The 25400-nt window shown below is 74.7% G+C and carries 19 protein-coding genes; 11 read left to right on the top strand and 8 right to left on the bottom strand.

All coding sequences use genetic code 11. The features are described from left to right. Nucleotides 1-6 precede the first annotated feature (6 nt). The gene (locus Q0789_RS15640; protein WP_298806881.1) at nt 7-1935 is read right to left on the bottom strand and encodes a glycosyl hydrolase 53 family protein; all 1929 of its coding nucleotides are present in this window, start codon (nt 1933-1935) and stop codon (nt 7-9) included. A gap of 426 nt (nt 1936-2361) precedes the next feature. Between Q0789_RS15640 and Q0789_RS15635 the strand changes: the two genes are divergently transcribed. The 3 genes from Q0789_RS15635 to Q0789_RS15625 all read left to right on the top strand — a co-directional run bounded on the left by Q0789_RS15635 (nt 2362) and on the right by Q0789_RS15625 (nt 5696). Beyond that, nucleotides 2362-3675 (top strand): ABC transporter substrate-binding protein, encoded by a 1314-nt coding sequence (locus Q0789_RS15635; protein WP_298806879.1) that lies wholly within the window; start codon nt 2362-2364, stop codon nt 3673-3675. An 87-nt stretch (nt 3676-3762) separates the two neighbouring features. Next, entirely contained in the window at nt 3763-4797 is a 1035-nt protein-coding gene (locus Q0789_RS15630) for a carbohydrate ABC transporter permease (RefSeq protein WP_298806877.1), read from the top strand. Further along, complete coding sequence (locus Q0789_RS15625) at nt 4794-5696, top strand: carbohydrate ABC transporter permease (RefSeq protein ID WP_298806874.1); 903 nt, start codon at nt 4794-4796, stop codon at nt 5694-5696. Before Q0789_RS15630 ends, Q0789_RS15625 begins: the two co-directional genes overlap by 4 nt. A 26-nt stretch (nt 5697-5722) precedes the next feature. Here the strand turns inward: Q0789_RS15625 and Q0789_RS15620 are convergent, their stop codons facing one another. Then, nucleotides 5723-6742 carry a LacI family DNA-binding transcriptional regulator gene (locus tag Q0789_RS15620; protein ID WP_298806872.1) on the bottom strand — a complete coding sequence of 340 codons (1020 nt, stop codon included), beginning with the start codon at nt 6740-6742 and terminating at the stop codon, nt 5723-5725. A gap of 202 nt (nt 6743-6944) precedes the next feature. Here Q0789_RS15620 and Q0789_RS15615 point away from each other — a divergent pair, with 202 nt between their 5' ends. Further along, a complete protein-coding gene (locus Q0789_RS15615) occupies nt 6945-8984 on the top strand; it encodes a beta-galactosidase (RefSeq protein ID WP_298806870.1) in 2040 nt (679 codons plus the stop codon). A gap of 51 nt (nt 8985-9035) precedes the next feature. On the opposite strand, the gene Q0789_RS15610 is transcribed toward Q0789_RS15615, so the two are convergent. Both Q0789_RS15610 and Q0789_RS15605 read right to left on the bottom strand, forming a co-directional pair. Next, the gene (locus tag Q0789_RS15610) at nt 9036-10037 is read right to left on the bottom strand and encodes a sugar phosphate isomerase/epimerase (protein WP_298806868.1); all 1002 of its coding nucleotides are present in this window, start codon (nt 10035-10037) and stop codon (nt 9036-9038) included. Nucleotides 10038-10116: 79 nt separating this feature from the next. Next, nucleotides 10117-11295, bottom strand: a complete 1179-nt coding sequence (locus tag Q0789_RS15605) for a Gfo/Idh/MocA family oxidoreductase (protein ID WP_298806866.1) — start codon at nt 11293-11295, stop codon at nt 10117-10119. 205 nt (nt 11296-11500) lie between these two features. Here Q0789_RS15605 and Q0789_RS15600 point away from each other — a divergent pair, with 205 nt between their 5' ends. From Q0789_RS15600 to Q0789_RS15575, 6 genes are all read left to right on the top strand, one after another. Next, nucleotides 11501-13816 carry a diguanylate cyclase gene (locus Q0789_RS15600; protein WP_298806864.1) on the top strand — a complete coding sequence of 772 codons (2316 nt, stop codon included), beginning with the start codon at nt 11501-11503 and terminating at the stop codon, nt 13814-13816. A 236-nt stretch (nt 13817-14052) separates the two neighbouring features. After that, complete coding sequence (locus Q0789_RS15595; protein ID WP_298806863.1) at nt 14053-15444, top strand: ABC transporter substrate-binding protein; 1392 nt, start codon at nt 14053-14055, stop codon at nt 15442-15444. 106 nt (nt 15445-15550) lie between these two features. Beyond that, nucleotides 15551-16534 (top strand): carbohydrate ABC transporter permease, encoded by a 984-nt coding sequence (locus Q0789_RS15590; protein ID WP_298806861.1) that lies wholly within the window; start codon nt 15551-15553, stop codon nt 16532-16534. Beyond that, on the top strand, nt 16531-17472 hold the full coding sequence (locus Q0789_RS15585; RefSeq protein WP_298806859.1) for a carbohydrate ABC transporter permease: 942 nt from the start codon (nt 16531-16533) through the stop codon (nt 17470-17472). The genes Q0789_RS15590 and Q0789_RS15585 overlap by 4 nt, the downstream gene beginning before the upstream one ends. Nucleotides 17473-17589: 117 nt before the next feature. Beyond that, complete coding sequence (locus Q0789_RS15580; protein ID WP_298806857.1) at nt 17590-18600, top strand: LacI family DNA-binding transcriptional regulator; 1011 nt, start codon at nt 17590-17592, stop codon at nt 18598-18600. Between the two features lie 203 nt (nt 18601-18803). Beyond that, entirely contained in the window at nt 18804-20234 is a 1431-nt protein-coding gene (locus tag Q0789_RS15575) for a GH1 family beta-glucosidase (protein WP_298806855.1), read from the top strand. A gap of 129 nt (nt 20235-20363) precedes the next feature. On the opposite strand, the gene Q0789_RS15570 is transcribed toward Q0789_RS15575, so the two are convergent. From Q0789_RS15570 to Q0789_RS15560, 3 genes are all read right to left on the bottom strand, one after another. After that, a complete protein-coding gene (locus Q0789_RS15570; protein ID WP_298806853.1) occupies nt 20364-21383 on the bottom strand; it encodes a nucleoside hydrolase in 1020 nt (339 codons plus the stop codon). 114 nt (nt 21384-21497) lie between these two features. Then, nucleotides 21498-22763: an aspartate aminotransferase family protein gene (locus Q0789_RS15565; protein WP_366917760.1), complete on the bottom strand. Its 1266-nt coding sequence runs from the start codon at nt 22761-22763 to the stop codon at nt 21498-21500. A gap of 258 nt (nt 22764-23021) precedes the next feature. After that, complete coding sequence (locus tag Q0789_RS15560) at nt 23022-23843, bottom strand: DivIVA domain-containing protein (protein WP_298806849.1); 822 nt, start codon at nt 23841-23843, stop codon at nt 23022-23024. Between Q0789_RS15560 and Q0789_RS15555 the strand changes: the two genes are divergently transcribed. Beyond that, nucleotides 23824-24645, top strand: a complete 822-nt coding sequence (locus tag Q0789_RS15555; RefSeq protein WP_298806848.1) for an SDR family oxidoreductase — start codon at nt 23824-23826, stop codon at nt 24643-24645. The two genes, Q0789_RS15560 and Q0789_RS15555, sit on opposite strands and share 20 nt — an antisense overlap. A gap of 141 nt (nt 24646-24786) precedes the next feature. Here the strand turns inward: Q0789_RS15555 and Q0789_RS15550 are convergent, their stop codons facing one another. Beyond that, nucleotides 24787-25191: a hypothetical protein gene (locus Q0789_RS15550; RefSeq protein ID WP_298806846.1), complete on the bottom strand. Its 405-nt coding sequence runs from the start codon at nt 25189-25191 to the stop codon at nt 24787-24789. Nucleotides 25192-25400: the final 209 nt, after the last annotated feature.

Here is a 25400-nt window from a genome sequence, read left to right as displayed (position 1 = left end):
GACGGCTCACGGCCGCGTCCGGTGCTTCTCGACGACGTGGACGGTCGCCGTCACGGGGCCGTAGCGGGTCGAGCCCTCCACCGTGGAGGTCCCGGCGCGCGCGGTGCCGGGGGACGCGGCCCACTCGACGGGGACCCGCTCGCGGGAGTCGTCGACGCTGTGGAGCACCTCCACGGCGCCCGGGAGGTCGACGTCGCCGCCGACGTCGGCGACGGCGAAGACGCGGTCCTGCAGCACGTGCTGCGCGGCGCTCTTCGTGTAGACGTCGAGGGAGGCGTTGGCCTCGGGGTACCACCCGCCGTCGACCTCGACCCACGTGAACATGGACTCCCAGCTCGCCGGCTCCCACACGAGCATCCCCTGGCCGCGGTTGTCGACGACGTCGTTGGCCGCCTGGATCACGCGCTGGAGGGCGTCCGCCTGGCCCTGCACCGTCCGGGGGAAGGGCGAGTTCGGCAGGGGGCTGGTGTCACCGGGCGGCCAGCTGCTGGCGGGGTAGGAGGTCTCGGCGACCTCGAGCTCGTAGCCCGGGAAGGCCTGCGCGAAGGCGTGGAGGTTGCGGTCCAGGTCCTCCGGGCCGCCGTGCCACTGCGGGTAGTACGACGTCGCCAGGACGTCCGGGTCGACGCCCTTGGCGTTCAGCCGGGTGAGCGTCTGCGTCCAGAACTCCATGGTCTTGTCGAGGCGGTCCTGGTCCACGATGGTGTGGATCTCGACCTGGGAGTCCGGCGAGGCGTCCCGGACGGCGCGGATGCCCGCAGCCATCAGCGTCGTGAAGCGGTCCCAGGCCTGGTCGTAGGCGCGCTGCTCCTCCGGGTCCTCAGAGCCCCAGTAGTCCCACAGCAGGCCTCCGCCCGGCTGGGACTGGTAGACGTCCGCCTCGTCGACGAAGTAGGCCGGGGCGGTGGTCCCGATGACCTGGGCCTCGGAGCCGTACATGAAGCCGTTGATGACCTCGTTGCCGACCCCGACCTTGTCGGGGACGGTGCCCTGCGCGGCGAGCTGGCGGAGGTGGTCGGCCGTGTAGTCGTACACGGCCTGCTCGAGCTGGTCGAAGGGCAGCTCGGCCCAGGCCCGCGGCTTCGGCTGCTTGGCCGGGTCGGCCCAGGAGTCGGCGTAGTGCAGGTCGATGCCGAGGCCCATGCCGCGGTCGGTGACCTCCCGGGCGACCCGGAGGGTGCGCTCGGGGCTCTGGTAGGCCGGGTCCGTCTCCACGCCGGTGGCCTCGCTGCGGGGGTCGTTCCAGACCCGCAGCCGGACGTACTCCATGCCGCGGTCCGCCGCGACGTCGAGCAGCCGGGGACCGGCGTCCGGCTCGCCGGCGAGCGCGGCCTCGGCGTCGACGAAGTACCACCGGTCCCGCTCCTGGTCGGCGTAGGACAGGTCCGCCCCGAGCACGAGGTCGTCGCGCAGGTAGTTCTGGACGGAGATCTCCGCGACGCCGAAGCGCGGCCGGGGCGCGGCCGCGGTCGAGCGGACCCGCACGTACCGGGTGCCGGGGCGGACGAGGAGGTCGGTGCTGCCGGCCGCGCCGCTGCGGCCGTCGCGGTGGTCCCCGACGACGTCCCAGCTCCGGCCGTCGCCCGAGGCCTCGACGACGTAGCGCTGGTCCGCCGCCGCGTCCGCGAGGACCACCTCGACCTTGCGCAGGTTGTCGTAGGCGCCGCCCAGGTCGACGGTGAGCGCCTCGCCCGGGCGGGGCGTCCGCGCCGTCCAGGCGGTGCTCTCGTCACCGTCGACCGCCAGGGTCGCGCTGGTCGAGCCCCACGCGTCGCTGGCCGTGGCCCAGGGCTTCTCGGCGATGTCGCTCTCGATCGGCTCGATCACGGCCTCACCGTGCAGGGCGGCGGAGGGGGCCGCGGTGGCCAGCACCAGCCCCCCGACCGTGATCGCGGCGCCGGCCGAGAGGCCGGCGCGTCGGGTCGCTCGTCCCATGGGGGTCCTCGTCTCTGAGTGGTGGGCCCGGGCCCTGCGGGGAGTCCGGACGGGGAGGTAAGGGCTCGCGGTCCGCGGGGTCTCCCGTGGTCTCACCAAGGAGCGCTCGACTGTGAGCGGTTACAGGCCCGGTGCTTCGCAACGTAGACAACTGCGGCGACCACGGTCAAGAGGGCACCTGGTCGGGGCCTGCCGGCGGTCGCGGGGTCGGACGGCGGGCGCGGAGGCGCTCTCGTCGCCTTGATCGAGGCTCCTGAGGGTGGCGACCCGTCGCGCGCCCCGACCGGGGCGGGGCGGCCATCACGGTCGGATCACGGGCGCGACGAGCGCTTGACACGGCTGACCACTGCTCGCCAGTCTGTGACCGCTCACAGGCGAGCGCGCCGCTCGGTGCGACCGGCCTGACCCTCGACGGAGAGAGAGTCCATGCGTCGCAGCAGAACCGCCCTCAGCCTGGTCAGCGGCCTCGTCGCCGCATCGGTCCTCTCCGGCTGCTCGGGGTCGGACGACGGCGCCTCGGGCGGGGGCGACCCGGACGCGCCGGCCCAGCTCGACTTCTGGACGTGGGCGCCCAACATCCAGGGCGTCGTGGACATCTGGAACGAGCAGAACCCCGACCAGCAGGTCACCGTCGACAGCCAGGCCCAGGGCGACGAGGCCATCACCCGTCTGCTCACGGCGTCGCAGGCGGGCGAGGCCCCGTGCCTCATGCAGGCCGAGTACCAGGCGCTCCCGGTGCTGGTCGCGAACGGCGTCGCCTCCGACCTCACCGACGACGTGGAGGACGTCCGCGACGCCTTCCCCGAGGGGGCCTGGGACCTCACCTCGTTCGGCGACCAGGCGTACGCGATGCCTCAGGACGTCGGACCGATGATGCTCTACTACCGCGAGGACCTCTTCGAGGAGCTCGGGCTCGAGGTCCCCACCACGTGGGAGGAGTTCCGCGCCACCGCGCAGCAGGTCCGGGAGGCCGACCCGGAGCGCTACCTGACGACCTTCTCCGCCGGGGACCCGGGTTGGTTCGCGGGCCTGTCCCAGGCGGCGGGCGCCGACTGGTGGGCCACCGACGGCGAGGCGTGGGAGGTCTCGATCACCGACGACGCCACCACGCAGGTGGCCGACTACTGGGGCGACCTCGTGACCGAGGACCTCGTCGACGACCAGCCGATGTACACCCCCGAGTGGAACGCGGCCATGAACGACGGCACCCTCCTGGCCTGGCCGAGCGCCGTCTGGGGAGCGGGCGTCCTGGAGGGCGTGGCCCCGGACACGGCCGGGAGCTGGCGAGCCGTCCCCATGCCGCAGTGGGGCGATGGCGAGCAGGTCACCGGCTTCTGGGGCGGTTCGGCGACGGCGATCAGCGAGGACTGCGAGGACCGCGCCCAGGCGCTGGAGTTCGCCACCTGGCTGAACACCGCGCCGGAAGCGGTCGAGGCGCTCGTCAGCGTCTCCGGCATCTACCCCGCCGCGACGGAGGGGCAGACCGGCCCGGCGCTGGAGGAGCCGCCGTCGATGCTGCCGAACCAGCCGGACTTCTACGAGCAGGCGGCGCAGATCACGGAGACCGCCCGCGGCTTCACCTGGGGGCCGAACGTCAACGTGACGTACCAGTCCTACGTCGACCAGTTCCAGTCGGCGGTGTCCGACCGGACCTCGTTCACGGCGGCTCTGGAGGGCATGCAGGAGACCAGCGTCGCGGACCTCGAGCAGCAGGGCTTCGAGGTCGCCGAGGGCTCGTGACGGCTTCCGGAGGTGGCTGCGGGCCGTCCGCAGCCCCCTCCGGGGCCTTCGACCACGAGCGGCACGGCAGGGACAGGAGACGGACCCATGAGCGAGACCGGCGGCACCGCCCCCGGCACCACCACGAGCGGTGACGGCACGGCGGGCGCGACCGGCACCGGCGAGGCGCTGGCGACAGCGGGTCGTGACGCTGGCGGTTCGTCGCCGCCGCGACGACGACGCGGCACCCGCAGCTCGCGCACGGCGCCGTGGCTGTTCCTCGCCCCCGCGCTGGCGCTCTTCGGCGCCTTCCTCCTCGTGCCCATCCTCTACGCGGTGTGGCTGAGCCTGCGCTCGCAGCAGCGGGCGGGCGGCGGGATCGTCGCGCAGGTCGACGTGGTCTTCGTCGGCGTGGAGAACTACGCCCGCGCGGTGACCGACCCGGCGCTGTACGACAGCCTCGGACGGATGCTCCTCTACGGGTTGATGGTCGTGCCCACGATGCTGGGCCTCGCGCTGGTGTTCGCGCTGCTCCTCGACCTACCGCGGGTCCGGCTGCGCTCGGCCACCCGTATCGCGATCTTCCTGCCGTACGCGGTGCCGGGTGTCATCGCCTCCCTGCTGTGGGGCTTCCTCTACCTGCCGCGCGTCAGCCCCGTCCGCGAGACGTTCCTGGCGGTCGGCCTGCCGGCTCCCGACTTCTTCACCAGCACGAGCGTGTTCTTCTCCGTCGCCAACATCGCGGTCTGGGGCGGCGTCGGTTTCAACATGATCATCCTCTACACGTCGCTGCGCTCGGTGCCGGCCGAGCTCTACGACTCGGCGCGCGTCGACGGCTGCACGGAGTGGCAGGTCGCCACGCGCATCAAGCTGCCGTTGCTGGCGCCCGCCCTCGTCATGACAGGCGTCTTCTCGATGATCGCGACGCTGCAGGTCTTCAACGAGCCCCAGACGCTCTCCCCGCTGACCAACGTCATCTCCTCGGACTGGATGCCGCTGCAGAAGATCTACACGGACGCCTTCGTCCGCAACGACATCTACACGGCCGCCGCCACGTCGGTCCTGCTCGCTCTCGTGACGCTCGTGCTGTCGCTGCTGACGCTCACCTTCCTGCAGCGGCGCGCGTTCGGGGACGACGCGTGAGCGCCGCCGCGACGACGACGGCGCCGGGCGGGCCTCCCGGGCGCACCCCGCGGTCGGCACGGCGGGGGCGGACCCCTCTCGGCCCCACGGTCGTCCTCGTCCTGGGCGCCGTCTACTGCCTGCTGCCCGTGCTGTGGGTCGTCACGGCGGCGACCAAGACGCCGGGCGAGCTCTTCACCACCTTCTCCCTCGCGCCGAGCTTCAACGGCGGCCTCACCGGCAACGTCACCGACCTGCTCGACTACGGCGACGGGGTCTTCTGGCGGTGGGCGCTCAACACGGTCCTGTACGCGGGCGTGGGCTCCGTGCTCACGGTCGCGGTCTCGGCGGCCGCGGGGTACGCGCTGGCCAAGTACCGCTTCCGCGGCCGAGAGGCGGTGTTCCGGTTGATCCTGGCCGGCGTCCTCGTGCCCCAGGTGACGCTGGCCATCCCGCAGTACCTGCTCCTCGCGCAGGTGGGCCTGACGAACACGTACTGGTCCGTCCTGCTCCCGAGCCTCATCAGCCCGTTCTCCATCTACCTGTGCCGCATCTACGCGATGGCGGCGGTGCCGGACCAGCTGCTCGAGGCCGGCCGCATCGACGGCGCGGGGGAGTGGCGGCTGTTCGGCTCCGTCGCGATGCCGCTCATGCTGCCCGGGCTCATCACCGTGCTGCTGCTCCAGTTCGTCGCGATCTGGAACAACTTCCTGCTGCCCTTCATCATGCTGTCGAGCGACGAGCGCTACCCCCTGACGGTCGGCCTCTTCTCCCTGCTGAACCAGGGGGCCAGCCAGCCGGCCCTCTACACCCTCGTCATCAGCGGCGCGATGCTCTCCGTCCTGCCTCTCGTGGCCCTGTTCCTGCTCCTGCAGCGCTACTGGAAGCTGGACATGCTCAGCGGCGGCCTGAAGGGTTGACCCCACCGCCGGGCCCCTCCGGACCGTCAGGTGGACGCGCGGACGACCAGCTCGGTCGGCAGGACCGCGGGCTCGACCTCCGCCTCGCCGGCGATCTGCGCGAGGAGGAGGTCGACCATCCGTCGACCGACCTCCACGAGGGGCTGGCGGACGGTGGTGAGGGGCGGGTCCACCTGGACGGCGACGCGGGAGTCGTCGAAGCCACCCACGGCGACGTCCCCGGGCACCTCCCGCCCGGCCCGTCGGAGGGCCGCCAGCGCTCCCGAGGCCATGAGGTCCGAGGCGACGAAGACGGCGTCCAGGTCGGGCACCTGCTCCAGGAGCCGGGCCATGGCGCGCTCGCCCGCGGCGTGCGTCCAGCCGTCCGCGGCCACTACGTCCACCGCGCGCGCGCGGCGCCCCACCACGTCGAAGTACCCCGCGAGGCGCTCGACGCCGCCGGAGGTGTCCTGGGGGCCCGCGACCGTCGTCACCCTCCGCCGCCCACGCGCGACGAGGTGCTCGACCATCGCACGCGCGCCCCCGCGGTCGTCCGCCGCCACCGAGCGCACGTCGTGCTCGTGCCCGAGGGGCCGGCCGGCGGCCACGACGGGGAGACCGCTGCGGGACGCCTCGGCCACCAGCGGGTCCCCGAGGTGGGTCGAGACCAGCAGCATCCCGTCGACGTGCCGGCCGCGGAGGAAGCGCAGCACGCGCTGGTGCTCGGCGGCGCTCCCCGCGAGCAGGAGCATGAGCACGAGGTCGCGCTCGGCCAGCGCCTGCGTGCAGCTGCGCAGGAGCACGTGGAAGTTCGGGTCCTCGAAGAGGCGCTCCTGCGGCTCGGTGAGGACGAAGGCGACGGCGCCCGAGCGGCTGGTCGCGAGGCTCCGTGCGCTGGAGTTCGCGACGTACCCGGTCTCCACCACGGCCCGTTGCACCGCCGCCAGCGCCGCTGTGGAGACGTAGCGCCCTCCGTTCAGCACGCGCGAGACGGTGCCGCGCGACACGCCCGCCACCGCTGCGACGTCGTCGATGGTGGGGCGACGGCGACGGGACGCAGGAGGCACGGCTGCGGATGCTAGGCCCACCCGCGTCCCGTCCCACGGCTCGCCGTCGTCTCCCGGGGCCCACCTCCAGGCCCCGTCGTCGGGCCTCCCCTCCCGGCGGCCCGAGCCCACCGCGTGCAGCCCCGGCGCGACGCCGTTACCGGGAGGGCACCCCGTCTGCGTAGTGTGAGCGCTCCCAGATCAGGACGCAGGAAGGAGCCGCATGTCGGCGAACGTGGTCTCCCGGCTCGACCGCCTGGCTTTCGGCGGCGACTACAACCCCGAGCAGTGGCCGGAGGAGGTGCAGGCGGAGGACGTCCGCCTCATGGTCGAGGCCGGGGTCACCATGGTGACCGTCGGCGTCTTCTCCTGGGCGCTGCTCGAGCCCGAGCCCGGCCGCTACGAGACCGCCTGGCTGCGGCGCGTCCTGGACCGCCTGCACGCGGCCGGCATCCGGGTCGACCTGGCGACGCCGTCCGCCTCGCCCCCGCCGTGGTTCGCCGACCGCTACCCCGAGTCCCTGCCGATGACGCGCGACGGCGTCCGGCTGGGCCTCGGGGCGCGGGAGCACTACTGCGCCAGCAACCCCGACTACCGGAGGGCCGCGCAGGCGCTGGCCTCCCACCTCGCGGGCGAGCTGGGCGACCACCCGGCGCTCGCGCTGTGGCACATCGGCAACGAGTTCGGGGCCCAGGTGGGCCAGTGCTTCTGCCCGGTCAGCGAGGAGGCGTTCCGCGGCTGGCTGCGCGAGCGCTACGGCGACCTCGACGCCCTCAACCGGGCCTGGGGCACCGCCTTCTGGAGCCAGCGCTACGGCGCCTGGGAGCACGTGCGGGCGCCCCGGGCCGCCCCCATGCCCGTGAACCCGGCGCAGCAGCTGGACTACCGGCGCTTCTCCTCCGACGAGCACCTCGCCTGCTACCGGGGCGAGCGCGACGCCGTCCGGGCGCACGCCACCAGCGCGCCGGTGACGACGAACTTCATGGCGACGACCTGCGACAACCTCGACTACTGGCGGTGGGCGCCGGAGGTCGACGTCGTGACGAACGACCACTACCTCACCGCCGAGGCCGAGCGCCCGCACCTGGGCCTCGCGATGTCGGCGGACGTGACGCGAGGGCTGGCCGGCGGGGGACCGTGGCTGCTGCTCGAGCACTCCACCAGCTCGGTCAACTGGCAGCCGCGCAACGTCGCCAAGCGGCCGGGGGAGATGCGGCGCAACGCGCTCGCGCACGTCGCCCGCGGCTCGGACGGCGCGATGTTCTTCCAGTGGAGGGCCTCCCGCTCCGGCGCGGAGAAGTTCCACTCGGCGATGGTCCCCCACGCCGGTGAGGACTCGGACCTCTTCCGCGACGTCGTGGCGCTCGGCGCCGACCTCGGCCGCCTCGTGGAGGTGGCGGGCAGCGTGGTCGTCGAGGACGTCGCGATGGTCTGGGACTGGCCGTCGCGGTGGGCCCTCGAGCTCGAGTTCCGCCCCACGGTCGACGTCCGGTACGCCGAGCGCGCGGAGGCGACCTACGAGGCGCTGCACGACCTGCACCGGACCGTCGCGGTCGTCCCGCCCGACGCCGACCTGGAGCGCCTCGCCCGCTTCCCGGTGCTCGTCCTGCCGCAGCTGTACCTCGTCACCCACGAGGCCGCCGCCGTGCTGCGCGCCTACGTCGAGGGCGGGGGGCACCTGCTCGTGCCCTTCTTCTCCGGCGTCGTCGACGGCGAGGACCGCGTGCCCGACGGCCCGTACCCCGGGCAGCTGCGCGACGTCCTGGGGCTGGACGTGGAGGAGTGGCACCCCCTGCGCGCCGGGGAGCGCGTCGCGCTGTCCGGCGACGGCGACGACGCCCCGGGGGCTCCTGGGGGCCTGGTCGGCGACGTCTGGTCCGAGCGCGTGCGCCCGCGCGGGGCGCAGGTGCTGCGGACCTTCGCCGAGGGCCCGGACGCCGGGCACCCGGCTCTCACCCGCCACACCCTCGGCGCCGGCGCGGCCTGGTACGTCGCCACGCGCCTGGGCGCCGCCGACCTGCGCTCGCTCATCGCCGAGGTGCTCGCCGCGGCCGGGGCCGCGCCGCACGACCTGCCCCACGACCTCGAGGTGGTCCGCCGCCGCGGCGACGACGCGGACTACCTCTTCGCGCTCAACCACGCCGGCGCGCCGGCGCGCCTGCCCGAGGGCGGCACCGACCTGCTGACGGGCGCGCACCACGAGGCGGGCGTGGAGGTGCCCGGGGGCGGGGCCGTCGTGCTCCGCGTGGAGCACGTCCGCTGACGCGCCGACGCCGCCCTCGCGGGGTGCGGGGGCGGCGTCGGCGGAGGGCGGTCAGCGCGTGGAGAAGGCCGCGTCGAAGGCGGCGTCGGGCGGGTCGAAGGCGAGACGGCGCACCCTCTCGAGGGCCTCGGGCGCCCCGACGAGGCGGTCCATGCCGGCGTCCTCCCACTCGACGCTGATGGGTCCCTCGTAGCCGATCTGGTTGAGCATGCGGAAGCACTGCTCCCAGGGGACGTCCCCGTGGCCGGTGGACACGAAGTCCCAGCCGCGGCGCCCGTCCGCCCACGGGAGGTGGCTCGACAGGCGCCCGTTGCGGCCGTTGCCGGTCGCGCGCTTCGCGTCCTTGCAGTCCACGTGGAGGATCCGGTCGCGGAAGTCCCACAGGAAGGCCACGGGGTCGAGGTCCTGCCACACGAAGTGGCTCGGGTCCCAGTTGAGGCCGAAGGCCTCGCGGTGGCCGATGGCCTCCAGCGCCCGCACGGTCGTCCAGTAGTCGTAGGCGATCTCGCTGGGGTGGACCTCGTGGGCGAAGCGGACCCCGACCTCGTCGAAGACGTCGAGGATCGGGTTCCAGCGGTCGGCGAAGTCCTGGTAGCCGGCGTCGACGAGCTCGGCCGAGACGGGCGGGAACATCGCCACGTACTTCCAGATGCTCGACCCGGTGAACCCCACCACGGTCTTGACGCCGAGCTTCGCGGCGAGCCGGGCGGTGTTCTTCATCTCCTCGGCCGCCCGCTGGCGCACGCCCTCGGGGTCGCCGTCGCCCCAGACGACGTCGGGGAGCATGTCGCGGTGGCGCTGGTCGATGGGGTCGTCGCAGACCGCCTGGCCCTTGAGGTGGTTGCTGATGGCGTGCAGCTGCAGGCCGTGGCGCTCGAGCAGGTCCAGGCGGCCCTGCACGTAGTCGGCATCGTCCCAGCGCCAGGGGTCGAGGTGGTCGCCCCAGCACGCCAGCTCGAGGCCGTCGTAGCCCCACCCGCTGGCGAGGCGCGCCACCTCCTCCAGCGGCAGGTCGGCCCACTGGCCGGTGAACAGGGTGATCGGGCGGGGCATGCGTCCTCCTGGGTGTCGGGTGGTGCGCCGTGCTGGTGGGGCCGGGCGCCGTCGTGGGAGGGCCCGTCGAGGACCCGGCTCAGAGGGCCTGCCAGGCGCAGCCCTGGGCCGAGGACGCCTCGACGGCCGCCATCACCCGCTGCACCTGGAGCCCGTCGGCGAAGGTGGGCTCGGGGTCGCGGCCCTCGGCCAGGGCGCCCACGAGGTCGACGACCTGGTGGGTGAAGGCGTGCTCGTAGCCGAGGCCGTGGCCGGCCGGCCACCAGGCGCCGCCGTAGGGGTGCTCGGGCTCCGTGACGTAGATGCGGCGGAAGCCGGCGACGACCGGGTCGTCGGTCGCGTCGAAGTAGTGCAGGACGTTCATGTCCTCGAAGTCGAAGGCCAGCGAGCCCTTCGAGCCGTTGACCTCGAGCCGGATGGCGTTCTTGCGGCCGTGCGCGAAGCGCGTGGCCTCGAAGGTCGCGAGGCCACCCCCGGCCAGGCGGGCGGTGAAGACGGCGGCGTCGTCGACCGTCACGCGCCCGGTGCCCTCGCCGGCCGTGCCCCGCAGGTCGCCGCCGCCGTCGCCGGGCAGGGGGCGCTCGTGCACGAAGGTCTCGAGGAGCCCGCTGACGCCCGTGAGCAGCTCGCCGGTGACGTGCTGGGCGAGGTCGACGACGTGGGCGCCGATGTCGCCGAGGGCGCCCGACCCGGCGCGCTCCTTGTCGAGGCGCCAGGACATGGGCGCGCTCTCGTCGGCGATCCAGTCCTGCAGGTACTGCGCGCGCACGTGCCGCACCGTGCCGATGCGTCCGTCGGCGACGAGCCGGCGGGCGAGGGCGATGGCCGGCACGCGCCGGTAGGTGAAGCCCACGGTGGCCCGGACGCCGAGGGCCGCCGCGCGCTCGGCGGCCGCGACCATCGTCTCGGCCTCCTCGACGGAGTTCGCGAGGGGCTTCTCGCACAGCACGTGCTTGCCGGCGTCGAGCGCCGCCACGGCGATCTCCGCGTGCGTGTCGCCCGGGGTGCAGACGTCGACGAGGTCCACGTCGTCGCGCTGCAGGACGGAGCGCCAGTCCGCGGTGCTGCCGGCCCAGCCGTACCGCCGTGCGGCGGCCTCGGCCGCGTCGGGGCGCCGACCGGCGACGACGACCATCCGCGGGGCCAGCGGGAGGTCGAAGAAGCGCGGCGCGACCGACCAGGCCTGGGAGTGGGCGGCGCCCATGAACGAGTGGCCGACCATCGCGACGCCCAGCGGGGGAGTGCTCTCAGCTGCCATGGCGGGATCCTGCCGCCTCGAGGCCCACGGCGGTGGTCACGGGCGACCCGCCCGCTCGCGGGCGCGCACCCGCCGGCCCGGGCGTGCGCCGATCGGGTGCTCCCGCGGCGGCTCCCGCGGGACGCGGGGCCGACGTCCGACAGGTCCCACGGGACGCGTCCAGCCGGTGGCGCACCCGCAGGTGCGGTGCGAGGCGGAGGACGGCATGACGGTGGACGGAGGCGCGCGGCCGGTCGAGCTGCGCGAGGTGGTCGACGGCGGGGTCCGCAGCGTCTTCCAGCCGATCGTGGACCTCGACAGCGGCCGGGTCGTCGCCTACGAGGCGCTCGCGCGCGGCCCCCGGGGCAGCGATCTCGAGCGCCCGGACCACCTCTTCGCCGCGGCCCGCGCCCACGGCCTGCTCGCCGAGCTGGACGCCGCGTGTCGTGAGGCCGCCTTCCGCGGGGCGCTGGAGCAGCAGCTGCTCGCGCCGCTCACCCTCTTCGTCAACGTCGAGCCCGAGGTGCTCGACAGCGCCCCGCTCGATGACCTCCTCGCCATCGCCGCCGGCGCCCCGGGGGACCTGCGCGTGGTCGTGGAGATCACCGAGCGGGCCCTGGCCCACCGGCCGGCCGAGCTGCTGCGCACGGTCGACCGGGTCCGGGAGATCGGCTGGGGCATCGCGCTCGACGACGTCGGCGCGGACGCGATGTCGCTCGCCTTCATGCCACTGCTGCGCCCCGACGTCGTCAAGCTGGACCTGCGGCTGGTGCAGGAGCGCCCCGGGCCCGCCGTGGCGCAGATCATGAACGCCGTCAACGCCTACGCCGAGTCCTCGGGCGCGCTCGTCCTCGCCGAGGGCATCGAGGACGAGCGGCACCTGCGGATCGGCCGCGCCCTCGGGGCGCGCCTCGGCCAGGGCTGGCTCTTCGGTCGTCCCGCGCCGGGGCCCGCGCCCGCCTTCGAGGTCGGCGAGCTCGTGCTGCCGCCCCGCGCCGCCGTCGACCTCGCCGCGACGTCGCCCTTCGCCCTGCTGCAGGCCCACCACGAGCTGCGCCGCTCGCCCAAGGCGCTGCTGATCGAGCTGAGCAAGCAGCTCGAGCGGGAGGCGCTGCGCCTGGGCGAGACCGCCGTCGTCGCCTCCACCTTCCAGGAGGCCAAGCACTTCACGCCCGCCACCGCCGCCCGCTACCGCGACCTCGTCGAGCGCACGGGCTTCGTCTGCGCGCTGGGCGAGGGCCTGCCCGAGGAGCCCATCGCGGGCCTGCGGGGCACGACGCTGGCGGCCGACGACGCGGTCCGCGGCGAGTGGGACGTCGTCGTCCTGGGCCCGCACTTCAGCGCGGCGCTGCTCGCCCGCGACCTCGGCGACACCGGCCCCGACGCCCAGCGGATGTTCGAGTACGCCCTCACCTACGAGCGCGCCACCGTCGTCGACGCCGCGCGGTGCCTGCTCTCGCGGGTGGTCCCGCGCGAGGCCGTCCCCGTGCCCACCGGCGCCGAGCAGCGGGCCTCGGTGGCGGCCGACGCCGGCACGGCGGGGCCCGCGCGCTCGCCCGGCGAGGTGCGCACCACCCCCGCCGGTGAGGCGCTGCTGCACCGGGCGCTCGCGGCCACGACGAGCGGCGTGACGATCGCGGACATGCGGCGCCCCGACCAGCCGCTCGTCTACGCCAACAAGGCCTTCGAGCAGCTCTCGGGCGTCGCCGTCGAGGACGTGCTGGGCCGCAACTGCCGCTTCCTCCAGGGCGCGGACACCGACCCGGGGGTCGTCGACGCCATCCGCTCCGCGATCCGCGCCGGCCGGGAGTGGCGGGGGACGCTGCTCAACCACCGGGGCCCGGAGCGGGCGCCGTGGTGGAACGAGATCTACCTCGCCCCCGTCCTCGGCGCGGACGGCCAGGTGCTCCAGTACATCGGGGTCCAGAACGACGTCACGGCGCGGGTCGAGGCGCAGCGGGCCCTCGAGACCGAGCGTGACCGCGCCCGGGCGCTCGTCGAGCAGGTCGAGCGCCTCGCCTACACCGACCCGCTGACCGGGTTGAAGAACCGCCGGCGGCTGGAGGAGCGGGTGGAGGCGGCGTTGTGGGAGGCGCGCCTGGCCGGCCACGCGGTGGCGCTGCTCTTCTGCGACCTCGATGGGTTCAAGGCCGTCAACGACGAGCACGGCCACGCGGTGGGGGACGAGCTGCTCGTGGCCCTCGCCCGGCGCATCCGGGAGGCGATCCGGCGCACCGACCTGCTGGCGCGCCTCGGCGGCGACGAGTTCCTCGTCGCGCTGCCGGCGCTCGACCCGGAGACCGCCGAGGAGGACGCCCGGCGCGTGGCCGCGGCCGTCGCCGCCGCCGTGGCCCGCCCCGTCGACCTCGGCGGGCGTCGGGTCGCCGTCGGCGCCAGCATCGGCCTCGGCCTCACCCCGCGCGACGGGACGACCTTCGGCGAGCTCCTCCACGAGGCCGACCAGCGCATGTACGCCACCAAGCGAGCACGCCGCGCCGCGGCGCACCGCGAGCCCGACGGCGACCCGGCGCCCGTGGCCTGAGCGCCCTCGGAGGAGGGCTCGCGTCCGGTCGGAGCGACCCGGTCGGAGCAACGCCGCCGTGCCGTCCCACGGGCGCGAGAGGGCATGTCAGCGCTCACATGCCGGATTACGGCACGCGCGTCGCTGTACCGGTTCACCTCGTCGCCCGATCGTTATCGACGCGGCTTGATGCTGGCGCCCCCGGGTGCTGTCATCTCGGAGCGCGCGGCACCGGTGCCGCCGGCGAGAGGAGAGCCATGTCCACCCGTTCGCGGAAGAGCAGCAGGGCGGCCGTCGCCGCCGGGCTGGGTGCCGTCGTCGCCCTGGCGGGCTGCGCCTCCCAGGAGGAGGCCGGCGTCAGCTCCGGCGGCAGCACCGCCGGGGCCGAGGTCGCCAGCAGCGAGATCGACTGCTCGCAGTTCGAGCAGTTCGGCGACGTCGACGGCTCCGAGGTCGAGGTCTACACGACCATCGTCGACCCGGAGTCGCAGTCGTTCATCGACGCCTTCGGGCCCTTCGAGGAGTGCACCGGCATCTCCGTCAACTACAACGGCTCGCGCCAGTTCGAGGCGCAGCTGCCCGTCCGCGTGAACGCGGGCAACGCCCCCGACATCGCGTTCCTGCCCCAGCCGGGCCTGCTCGCCCAGATGGTCGCCACGGGCCAGGTCGCGGAGCCCGCCCAGGCCGTCGTCGACAACGTCGACCAGTTCTGGAGCGAGGACTGGAAGAACTACGGCACGGTCGACGGCACGTTCTACGCGCCGCCGCTGGGCGCCAACGTCAAGTCCTTCGTCTGGTACTCGCCCAGCGCCTTCGCCGAGGCCGGGTACGAGGTGCCGGAGACGTGGGACGACATGCTCGCGCTGTCGGACCAGATCGTCGCCGACCACCCCGACAGCAAGCCCTGGTGCGCGGGCATCGGCTCGGGCGAGGCCACCGGCTGGCCGGCCACCGACTTCCTCGAGGACGTCGTCCTCCACCAGCAGGGCCCCGACGTCTACGACCAGTGGGTCGCGCACGAGATCCCCTTCAACGACCCGCAGATCGCCGAGTCGCTGGCGCAGGCCGGCGGCATCCTCAAGAACCCGGACTACGTCAACGGCGGGCTGGGCGACGTGCGCTCCATCGCCTCGACGGAGTTCCAGGACGCGGGCCTGCCGATCCTCGACGGCCAGTGCTGGATGCACCGCCAGGCGAGCTTCTACCAGGCCAACTGGCCGGCGGGCACCGACGTCTCCGAGGACGGTGACGTCTTCGCCTTCCCGACCCCGGTCATCAACGAGGAGGTGGGGAGCGCCATCGTCGGCGGCGGCGAGTTCGTGGCGGCCTTCAACGACGACCCGGCGACCCAGGCCGTCCAGTACTGGCTGTCCACCGGCGACTGGGCCAACCTCAAGGCCCAGGCCTCCCAGCCCGGCTGGTTCTCGGCGAACCTCGAGCTCGACCCGAGCAACCTGCAGAGCCCGATCGACCAGCTGGCGGTCGAGCAGCTGCAGGACCCGGAGTCGACCTTCCGCTTCGACGCCTCCGACCTCATGCCGGCCCAGGTCGGCGCGGACGCCGAGTGGCAGCAGCTGACGGACTGGATCGCCAGCGACCAGTCCGACCAGCAGACGCTCGACAACATCGAGGCCGCCTGGCCCCAGTGACGCACCGCTGACCCGCGCCCGGCGGCGCCCTCGGAGCGAGGGCGCCGCCGGGCGCGGGGACCGCGGGCGCCCTGGGCCGGGCCGATGACGTCTCGGAGGAGACCTCGTGGACTGGTTGCTCGACGCGGAGACCACCGCGCACAAGCTCGCGCTGATGGTCCTGGCCATCGCGCTCTTCGCCCTGGTGATGGGCGGGATCCTCTTCGCCGTCGACAAGCCCAAGCGCGTGCCGCAGTGGGTGGTCGTCCTCGGCTTCCTCGGACCCCCGATCCTCCTGCTGCTGCTCGGGCTCGTGTACCCGGCCATCGGCACGCTGGTCAACAGCTTCAAGAACAACGACGGCAGCGAGTTCGTCGGCGTCGACAACTACGCCGCCGTCTTCAGCAACAGCGAGCTGCTCATCGTGCTGCGCAACACCGTGCTCTGGGTGGTGCTCGTCCCGCTGGTCGCGACGACCTTCGGCATGGTCTACGCCTACCTCGTCGACCGGACGCGCTTCGAGAACCTCGCCAAGGCGCTCGTCTTCCTGCCGATGGCCATCTCCGGCGTCGCCGCGGGCATCATCTGGCAGTTCGTCTACGAGTACCGCCCCGAGGGGCAGAACCAGATCGGCCTGCTCAACCAGGTGCTCGTCTGGCTCGGGGCCGAGCCCCGCCAGTTCCTGCTCAACGCGCCGCAGAACACCTTCTTCATCATCGCGGTGATGATCTGGATCAACGCGGGCTTCGCCATGACGGTGCTCTCGGCGTCCATCAAGGCCATCCCCGACGACGTCACCGAGGCGGCCCGCCTCGACGGGGTCTCGGGCTTCGGGATGTTCCGCTACGTGACGGTGCCGAGCATCCGCCCGGCGCTCGTCGTCGTGCTGACGACCGTGGCGATCTCGACGCTCAAGGTCTTCGACATCGTCTACACGATGACGGGCGGCCAGTTCAGCACCTCGGTCATCGCCAACGAGTTCTACTCGCAGACCTTCCGGCAGTTCAACCAGGGCCTGGGGGCGGCGCTCGCCGTCCTCCTGTTCATCCTGGTCGTGCCGATCATCGCCTACAACGTCCGCCAGCTGCGCCTGTCCGAGGAGATCCGGTGACCGCGAGCGACGTCAGCCAGGAGGTCGTCACCCAGGCGACGGGGAAGGTCGACGCCCCCGTCACGGAGTCGTGGCGCTCGCGCCGGCGCCAGCGGCGCGCCGAGGCGGCCGCCGACCGGCTGTCCAAGCCCGCGGCGTCGACCATCGCCATCGTCATCGCCGTGCTCTGGAGCATCCCGACCCTGGGGCTCTTCGTCACGTCCTTCCGGACGGTCGACGACATCCAGAGCTCGGGCTGGTGGACGGCCATCACCAACCCGCTCTTCTCGCAGTACAACTACCAGGCGGCGCTCGTCGACAGCGGCCTGGCGTCGAACTTCGTCAACAGCTTCGTCATCACGCTGCCGGCCGTCCTCATCCCCATCACCCTGGCGCTGCTCGCGGCCTACGCGTTCGCGTGGATCCCCTTCCGGGGGCGCAACACGCTGTTCGTGGCGGTCTTCGCGCTGCAGATCGTGCCGATCCAGGTGACCCTCGTCCCGCTGCTCAGCCTCTACGTGGACGTGGGCGTCGCCGGCTCCTTCTGGACGGTGTGGCTGTCGCACTCGATGTTCGCGCTGCCGCTCGCGATCTTCCTGCTGCACAACTTCATGAAGGACGTGCCGCCCTCGCTCGTCGAGGCGGCGCGCATGGACGGCGCGGGGCACGTCACCATCTTCTTCAAGGTGCTGTTCCCGCTCCTCGTGCCGGCCATCGCGGCCTTCGGCGTCTTCCAGTTCCTCTGGGTCTGGAACGACCTCCTCGTGGCGCTGACGTTCGCCTCGAACGACGCGACGCCGCTCACCGCGGCGGTGGCCGACCTCGCGGGCACCCGCGGCAACGCGTGGTACCTGCTGTCGGCCGGCGCGTTCATCACGATGGTCGTGCCGCTCGTCGTGTTCGTCTCCCTGCAGCGCTTCTTCGTCCGCGGCCTCCTGGCCGGGTCGGTCAAGGGCTGAGGTGGACGGGTCCGGGGGGCGGGCGCCACGGCGCCCGCCCTCCCGGTCCGTGCGTCGCGCGCCGCTGGCGGGCGCCGTGCGCCTGCCCTCCCCACGCGGGAAGTTCTCGTGGCCCGCGTGACGATCAAGGAGATCGCCCGGCGGGCCGGCGTGTCCAAGGGCGCCGTCTCCTACGCGCTCAACGGGCGGCCCGGGGTCTCCGAGGCCACGCGCGCCCGGGTCCTCCAGGTCGCCGCCGAGCTGGACTGGGCGCCCAACAGCGCCGCGCGCTCCCTGTCGGGCGCCCGCTCGCGGACGGTCGGCCTCGTCGTCACGCGCCCCGCCGAGGCGCTGGGCGCCGAGACCTTCTTCGCCCGCTTCGTCGCGGGCGTCGAGAGCGTCCTCGGCCCTCGCGGGCACGGCCTGCTGCTGCAGGTGGTCCCGGCCGCCGAGACCGAGGAGGCCACGCTCCGGGCCTGGGCCCGCGAGCGGCGCGTCGACGGCGTCGTGCTCCTCGACCCGCGGCGCGAGGACCCGCGGGTCGGCCTCGTCGCCGCCCTCGGCCTCCCCGCCGTCGTCGTGGGCGACCCGACGCTGGCCGGCGGCCTCCCCTGCGTGTGGAAGGACGACGCGGCCGCCGTGGCCGCGGCCGCCGACCACCTCGTCGCGCGGGGGCGCACGCGGATCGGTCGGGTCGCCGGCCCCGAGGAGCTGGGGCACACCGGCATCCGCGACGCGGCGCTCGTCGCGGCGGCGGCCCAGTGCGGCGCCACCGCCGTGGTGCGCCACACCGACTTCGGGGCCGCGGCGGCCGCGGCCGCGACCCTGGAGCTCGTGCGCGGCTCCGAGCGCGTCGACGGGCTGCTCTTCGACACCGACCTCATGGCGGTCGCCGGGCTCTCGGCCCTCCTCGGCGCGGGCCTGCGCGTGCCCGAGGACGTCGCCGTCGTCGCCTGGGACGACTCCGTGCTGTGCACGGTCACCCACCCGCAGCTGACCGCCGTCGGGCACGACCTCCTCGCCTACGGCGCGGCCGTCGCCGACCTGCTCGTGCGCCAGACCGCGTCGGAGCCGGTGGTCGACGTGGAGGTCGAGGCGCCTGACCTGCGGGTGCGCGCCAGCACGGGCGTCGGGGCCGCGGCGTCCTGACCGCCGTGCGCCTCAGGGTGCGACGAGCGGGCGCGGGGCCGCGGGAGGCGCCCGGGGGTGGCGGCGCGGTCCCGGCGGACGGCAGGATGGCCGCGGCGCCACCGCGGCGAGCCGCCCGACCGGCAGGTCCGTCGGATGTCGACCGAGGCGGTCGGCCGCCCTCCGCGCCCAGCGCGCGTCCCGCCCTCGACGAAGGAGTCCCCGTGTTCCAGCGCACGTCCGAGACCAGCCGCTTCCCCGACGGCTTCCTCTGGGGCTCGGCGACCGCCAGCTACCAGATCGAGGGCGCCGTCGACGAGGACGGGCGCACGCCGTCGGTCTGGGACACGTTCTCGCACACCCCCGGCAGGACCCTCGACGGCGACACCGGTGACGTGGCGGACGACCACTACCACCGCTTCCGCGAGGACGTGGCCCTCATGAAGGAGCTGGGGCTGCAGACGTACCGCTTCTCGGTGGCGTGGCCGCGCATCACGCCGCAGGTGACGGCGGACGCGCTCGGCCCGGTGGAGCAGCGGGGCCTCGACTTCTACTCCGCGCTCGTCGACGAGCTCGTCGCCGCGGGCATCACCCCCGCGGTGACGCTCTACCACTGGGACCTGCCGCAGGCGCTCGAGGACGAGGGCGGCTGGACCGACCGCCGCACGGCGGAGCGCTTCGGCGAGTACGCCGCCGTCGTCGCGGGCGCCCTGGGGGACCGGGTGCGGACCTTCATCACGCTCAACGAGCCGTGGTGCGCCGCCTATCTCGGGTACGCCGCCGGCGTCCACGCGCCCGGGCGCACCGAGCCCGCGGCGGCGCTGGCCGCCGTCCACCACCTCAACCTCGGCCACGGGCTCGCCGCCCGCGCCGTCCGGGAGCACGCGCCGGGCGCGGAGGTCGCCGTCACGCTGAACCTCGGCTGGTTCCGCCCCGACGACGAGTCCTCCGAGGGCGACCGCGACGCCGTCCGCCGCGTCGACGGCCTGCAGAACCGCGTCTTCCTCGGCCCGATGCTGCGCGGGGAGTACCCCGCGGACGTCCTCGAGGACACCGCCGCCGTCACCGACTGGTCCTTCGTGCGCGACGGCGACGTCGAGACGATCCGCCAGCCGCTCGACGCCCTCGGGCTCAACTACTACTCCCCGACCGTCGTGCGCCGCTGGAGCGGCGAGGGCGCCAAGGAGACGGCCGACGGCCACGGCGACGGCGCCTCGCCGTGGGTGGCGTGCGACGACGTCGAGTTCGTCGAGCTGCCCGGCCCGCGCACCGAGATGGGCTGGTCGATCGACCCGCGCGGCATGAGCGCGCTGCTGCTGCGCCTCGCGGAGGAGGCGCCCGGCGTCGACCTCTACGTCACCGAGAACGGCATGGCCGCACCGGACGTCGTCGGCGACGACGGCGTCGTCCACGACGACGACCGCATCGCCTACCTCCACGACCACCTCGCCGCCGTGCTCGACGCCGTCGAGGGCGGGGCCCCGGTCAAGGGCTACTTCGTGTGGTCGCTGCTCGACAACTTCGAGTGGGCCTACGGCTACAGCAAGCGCTTCGGCGTCGTGCACGTGGACTACGCGACCCAGGTGCGCACGCCGAAGGACAGCGCGCGCTGGTACTCCCGCGCCGCCGCGGAGAACGCCCTCCCCGCCCGCTGACCGCTGTACCGGGGCGGGCTCCGCGAACCCTCCTCCACGGGGAGGGGGCTCCTCGGGCGGACGTCGTCGCCTTCCTCCGCGGAGAAGGGCTGCGGCGGACGTCGTAGCCCTTCTCCGCGGCGGGGGCGCTCAGGCGAGGCGGTCGAGGAGCAGGCGGCCGAGCCCGTCGGGGTCGGCATCGACGGCGACCCGCGCCGTCCGGGCCCAGCCGGTCCGGGCGCGCGGCGTCCCGGCCGTCGTGTCGACGACGAGCTCGCCGCGCGTCAGCTCGCCGGCCGTCTCGACGCGGACGCCGCCCCCGACCCACGTGCACAGCGACGGGTCGAGGAGGGCGGCCACAGCGAGGGCGTCGTGGACGGCGGCCGCCTCCTCGCCGCCCGCTCCCGTGGCGTCCGGGCCGCGCCGCCGGGTCGACAGGTGCTGCAGCAGAGCGCCGACCGCCCGGCCGCGCGCGTCGTCCGACGCGAGGAGCGGCTCGGTGGTCCCCCGCCCGACGAGCGCGCGCTGCGTCGCGTCGAGCGGGACGACGCGCAGCGGGACGCCGGCCTCGGTGACGCGGCGCGCGGCGTCCGGGTCGCAGCGGAGGTTGAACTCCGTCGTCGGCGTCGCGTTCCCCTCGCAGAACGCCGCGCCGCCCATGAGGACGACCTCGCGCAGGTCCGCGGCCGCCCGCGGGTGCAGGGCGAGCAGCGCGGCGACCGTCGTCAGCGGGCCGAGCGCCACGAGCACGACCTCACCGGGCCACTCCGCGACGGCGCGGGCGAGGACGTCGACGGCCGACGCGTCGGCGACCGCCCGGGACGACGGCGGGAGGTCGAGCCCGCCGAGGGCGCCGACGCCGTGGACGTCGGCGTCCCGCTCCCGCCGGGCGCGCCCGAGCGGCCCGGCGGCGCCCCGTGCCAGACGCAGGTCCGCCCGCGCGCCGGCGAGGTCGAGCACCCGGGCGGCGTTCGCCGTCACGACGTCGAGCGAGGCGTTGCCCGCGGTCGTCGTCACGGCGCGCACGTCGAGCTCCGGCGCCGCGAGGGCCAGGAGCAGGGCGACGGCGTCGTCGACGCCGGGGTCGCAGTCGACGACGACGGGTAGCGGTTCCTCGGCGCCCGCGGGCTCGAGCGGGAACAGCGGGCGGGGCTCGTCGACGTCGTCCACCCGCCCACCCTGCCCCTCGCGACGGAGAAGGGCTACGAAGTCCGCACCGGGGAGCCTCGGAGGCGGAAGAAGGCTACGAAGTCCGCACCGGGGAGCCGCGGAGACGGAGGACGGCTACGACGTCCGGGAGGGGGCGCGGGCGGCGTCGACCTCGCGGAGGGCGTCGACGAGGAGGGCCAGGCCCTCCTCCGCCTCCGCCTCGGTGAGGGTCAGCGGGGGCGCGACGCGCAGGACGTTGCCGTGCAGCCCGCCGCCGCCGACGAGCAGCCCGCGCGCCTTCGTCGCCTCGAGGACGGCGGCCGCGGCGGCGGGGTCGGGGGCGTGCCCGTCGGGGCCGACGAGCTCGATCCCGACCATGAGCCCGACGCCGCGGACCTCGCCGACCATCGCCAGGTCGGCGCTCGCCGAGCGCAGCCCGGACAGGAGCAGGCGTCCCAGCCGGTCGGCGTTGCCCTGCAGGTCGTGGTCGAGCACGTGGTCGAGGACGGCGTTCGCCGCGGCCGTGGCCACCGGGTTGCCGCCGAAGGTCGAGATGCCCTTCGCCTGCAGGCCGTCCATGACGTCGGCGCGCGCGACGACGCCGCCGATGGGGAAGCCGGCGCCCAGGCCCTTGGCGAAGGTCAGGACGTCGGGGACGACGCCGGAGGCCTCGATGCCGAAGAACGAGCGGCCCGTGCGGCCCCACGCCGTCTGCACCTCGTCGCTGACGAAGAGCGTCCCGGTCTCGTCGAGGACCTCCTTGTACGCGGCGAGCAGCCGCGGCGGCGGCACGGCGAAGCCGCCGACGCCCTGCACGGGCTCGGCGATGAGGCACGCGACGTCCCCGGTGACGGCGACGTCGAGCAGCTCGCGGAGGTCGGCCACGCACGCCGCCACGTAGGCGTCGTCGTCGAGGTCGCGGAAGCTGCTGCGGAACCGGTACCCGCCCTGCAGGTAGGTCGTCTGCAGCGGTGAGAAGCTCGACGCCGACCACGACCGGTTCCCCGTGACGCCGACGGTCGCGAAGCTCCGCCCGTGGTAGCTGTTCCGCAGCGCCAGCACCTGGTTGGAGCGGCGGTGCGACATCGCCAGCAGCAGCGCCGCCTCGTTGGCCTCGGTGCCCGACGTCGTGAAGAAGACCTTGGCGTCGGGGATGCGCGACAGGCGCGCGATCTTCTCGGCCAGCTCGACCTGGCTGCGCAGCAGGTACAGCGTCGAGGTGTGGACGACGCCGCGCGCCAGCTGCTCGGTGACGGCCTCGCGGACGGCGGGCAGGTCGTGGCCGACCATCGTCACGAGGATGCCGCCGAAGAAGTCGAGGTAGGTGCGCCCGCGGCTGTCGGTGACCCGCGCCCCCGACGCGCCGACGAGCTCGAGCGGCTCGTCGTAGTACAGCCCCATCCACGCCGGGGAGACGCGGCGGTGGCGGGCGAGGAGGTCGTCCTCGGGCGCCCCGGCGCCCTCCTGCGGGCCGTGCCCCGGGCTGTCCTCGGTGCCGTGCTCCGTGTCGTGCTCGGGGGCGCGCCCGGTGGCGTGCGTCGGCGGGTGCGGCGCGCCCTCGGCGGGCGTCGTGCGCGCGGTCGTGGTCACGGGCTGCCTCCGGGGGACGCGGTCCGGGCAGCGTAGGTCGCCGTGGCGCCCGACCGCCCCTCACGCCCCTCAGCGGGCGCCGTGCCCCTCCCGCTCGGCCGCGGCGAGCGCCGCGACGACGTCGTCGAGCAGGGCGTCGACGGCGCCCGGGTCGTAGCCCCGCGCACGGGTCCGGAAGGCCGCCTCGGTGACCTCCTCCGCCGAGAGCCCCGGCCGGCCCGCGCCGCGGTGCTCGAGGGCGTCCGCCGCGCGCTCCAGCAGCGCGTCGACCTCGTCGCGCGCGTAGCCGCGCCGCAGCAGCGGCGCGGCCGGCAGGTCGAGGGCGCGCAGGTCGGCGGCCGTGAGGCGGTGTCCGCGGCCACCGGTCGCGGTCGCCGTCCCCGCCCCGGCACGGGGGTCGACCGCGTCCGCGCGCGCGTGCCGCCCGAGCGCCGGGGCCGGGCGCAGCGCGTCCGCGACGCGGTCGAGGAGGTCGTCCACCTGGTCGACGGCGTAGCCGCGGCGCCAGGTCTGCGTGAAGACGGCGGCGTGGACGTCGTCCGGCGTGAGGACGCCGGCTCCCTCCAGGGCCGCCGCGGCCCGGTCCAGGAGGGCGTCGACCTCGGTGACGTCGTAGCCCGCGGAGAAGCGCGTCGTCCGCAGCGCGGTGCCGCGCAGCTCGGCGGCGGTGATGGGCGTGCTCACGAGGGCCACGATCGGCAGGTCGGGCCGCGAGGTGGAGGGGTCCGGGCGCGGCCCCGCCCGGTCGGAGGACCAGCGCGCGGCGGTCACGCGACCCGCGCGGCGGCCGGTCAGGTCGGGCGCGGGGAGGTCGGGCACCGGGAGGTCGAGCGCGGGGAAGAGGCGCGCCGGCGCGGGCGCTGGGACGGGCATGGCGAAGACCTGGTTCATCACCGGCACCTCCCGCGGGTTCGGGCGCGAGTGGGCGACCGCGGCGCTCGAGCGCGGCGACTCCGTCGCCGCGACGGCGCGCGACTCCTCCACCCTGGGCGACCTCGTCGAGCGCTTCGGCGACCGCGTGCTCCCGCTCGACCTCGACGTCACCGACCGCGCGGCCGTCCAGCCGGCCGTCGACGCCGCCGTCGAGCGCTTCGGCCGCCTCGACGTCGTCGTCAACAACGCCGGCTACGGCCAGTTCGGCATGGTCGAGGAGCTCAGCGAGGAGGACGCCCGGCAGCAGATGGAGGTCAACCTCTTCGGCGCGCTGTGGGTGACGCAGGCGGTGCTGCCGCAGCTGCGCGCCCAGGGCAGCGGGCACGTGCTGCAGGTGTCGTCCATCGGCGGCATCTCGGCGTTCCAGTACGTGGGCATGTACCACGCGAGCAAGTGGGCGCTGGAGGGGCTGAGCCAGTCGTTGGCGCAGGAGGTCGCCGGCTTCGGCATCTCCGTGACGCTCGTCGAGCCCGGCGGGTTCGACACCGACTGGGCCGGGTCGTCCGCGCGCCACGCCGAGCCGCTGCCCGCCTACGACGGCGTCCGGGAGGCCGCGCAGCAGGCCCGCTCGCAGCGGACCTCCTCGCCGGGGGACCCGAAGGCGTCAGCGGCCGCCGTCCTGCAGGTGGTCGACGCCGACGAGCCGCCCCTGCGCGTCTTCCTCGGCGCGGCGCCGCTCGCCATCGCCGAGGCGGACTACGCCTCCCGCCTCGAGACCTGGCGGGCCTGGCAGCCGGTCGCCGAGCGCGCCGGGGGCTGACTCCCGGGCCGGGGCGGCACGGCGGCCGCAGCGGTGGACGCAGGACGCGCGGGACGACGCCGTGCGTCCACCGCTGGACACTGCCGGGCGTCCACCGCTGGACGCCGCCGTGCGTCCACCGCTGGACGCCGCCGGGCGTCCTCAGCGGGTGGTGCTCCGCCGCCGCGCCGCGCGGTCCTGCCGCCGCGCCAGCACCCACGACTGCCACACGGCGACGACGAGCGCGCCGCCGGCCACGGGCAGGCCGATCGGCCAGCTCTCGACGAGCGAGCGGTCGGTGAGCGGGGGCAGGACGAGGGCGACGAGGACGAGCGCCGCCGTCCCGGAGACGGCGGCGGCGCGCCACCAGGCTCCGCCGTGGTCGACGACGTGGCCGGCCACGGCTCCGCGCAGCGAGCCGAGCAGGGCCCCCAGCGCGGCGAGGACCGCGAGGAACGCCGCGAGGTGCAGGTCGGGCATCTCGAGCAGCACGGGCACGACGACGAGGCCCACGACCGCGGCCCCGCCGACCGCGCCGCGCACGGCCCCCGACCCCTGCGCTCCCACGCCGCACCCCCTCCGACCCGCGGAGCGTGGCACACGGGGGCGTCGCCGGGAGAGCGGTGCGCCCACGTCGCGGTGCACCGCGTCCTCGGCGCACCGCTCCCGCCGCCGGGACCGCTCCCGCCGCCGGTACCGCTCAGCCCTGATCCACCGATAGGTCGCGGTGCCTGGTCGGTGGCGGGCCTGGAGTCGTCGTCGGGCGGGTGGGCGTG

The organism is uncultured Pseudokineococcus sp. (assembly GCF_947499845.1).
In the GTDB taxonomy this organism is placed as follows: domain Bacteria; phylum Actinomycetota; class Actinomycetes; order Actinomycetales; family Quadrisphaeraceae; genus Pseudokineococcus.
Note: the sequence above shows the minus strand (reverse complement) of the source record. Positions and strands in the feature narration are given on the sequence as shown.

What these genes read in the sequence shown, in the direction of transcription:
- Q0789_RS15635 (WP_298806879.1), top strand. Translation starts at nt 2,362, where the DNA reads ATGCGTCGCAGCAGAACCGCCCTCAGCCTGGTCAGCGGCCTCGTCGCC.
- Q0789_RS15560 (WP_298806849.1), bottom strand. Translation starts at nt 23,843, where the DNA reads ATGAACCAGGTCTTCGCCATGCCCGTCCCAGCGCCCGCGCCGGCGCGC.
- Q0789_RS15615 (WP_298806870.1), top strand. Translation starts at nt 6,945, where the DNA reads ATGTCGGCGAACGTGGTCTCCCGGCTCGACCGCCTGGCTTTCGGCGGC.
- Q0789_RS15605 (WP_298806866.1), bottom strand. Translation starts at nt 11,295, where the DNA reads ATGGCAGCTGAGAGCACTCCCCCGCTGGGCGTCGCGATGGTCGGCCAC.
- Q0789_RS15640 (WP_298806881.1), bottom strand. Translation starts at nt 1,935, where the DNA reads ATGGGACGAGCGACCCGACGCGCCGGCCTCTCGGCCGGCGCCGCGATC.
- Q0789_RS15600 (WP_298806864.1), top strand. Translation starts at nt 11,501, where the DNA reads ATGACGGTGGACGGAGGCGCGCGGCCGGTCGAGCTGCGCGAGGTGGTC.
- Q0789_RS15555 (WP_298806848.1), top strand. Translation starts at nt 23,824, where the DNA reads ATGGCGAAGACCTGGTTCATCACCGGCACCTCCCGCGGGTTCGGGCGC.
- Q0789_RS15565 (WP_366917760.1), bottom strand. Translation starts at nt 22,763, where the DNA reads ATGGGGCTGTACTACGACGAGCCGCTCGAGCTCGTCGGCGCGTCGGGG.
- Q0789_RS15610 (WP_298806868.1), bottom strand. Translation starts at nt 10,037, where the DNA reads ATGCCCCGCCCGATCACCCTGTTCACCGGCCAGTGGGCCGACCTGCCG.
- Q0789_RS15595 (WP_298806863.1), top strand. Translation starts at nt 14,053, where the DNA reads ATGTCCACCCGTTCGCGGAAGAGCAGCAGGGCGGCCGTCGCCGCCGGG.
- Q0789_RS15630 (WP_298806877.1), top strand. Translation starts at nt 3,763, where the DNA reads ATGAGCGAGACCGGCGGCACCGCCCCCGGCACCACCACGAGCGGTGAC.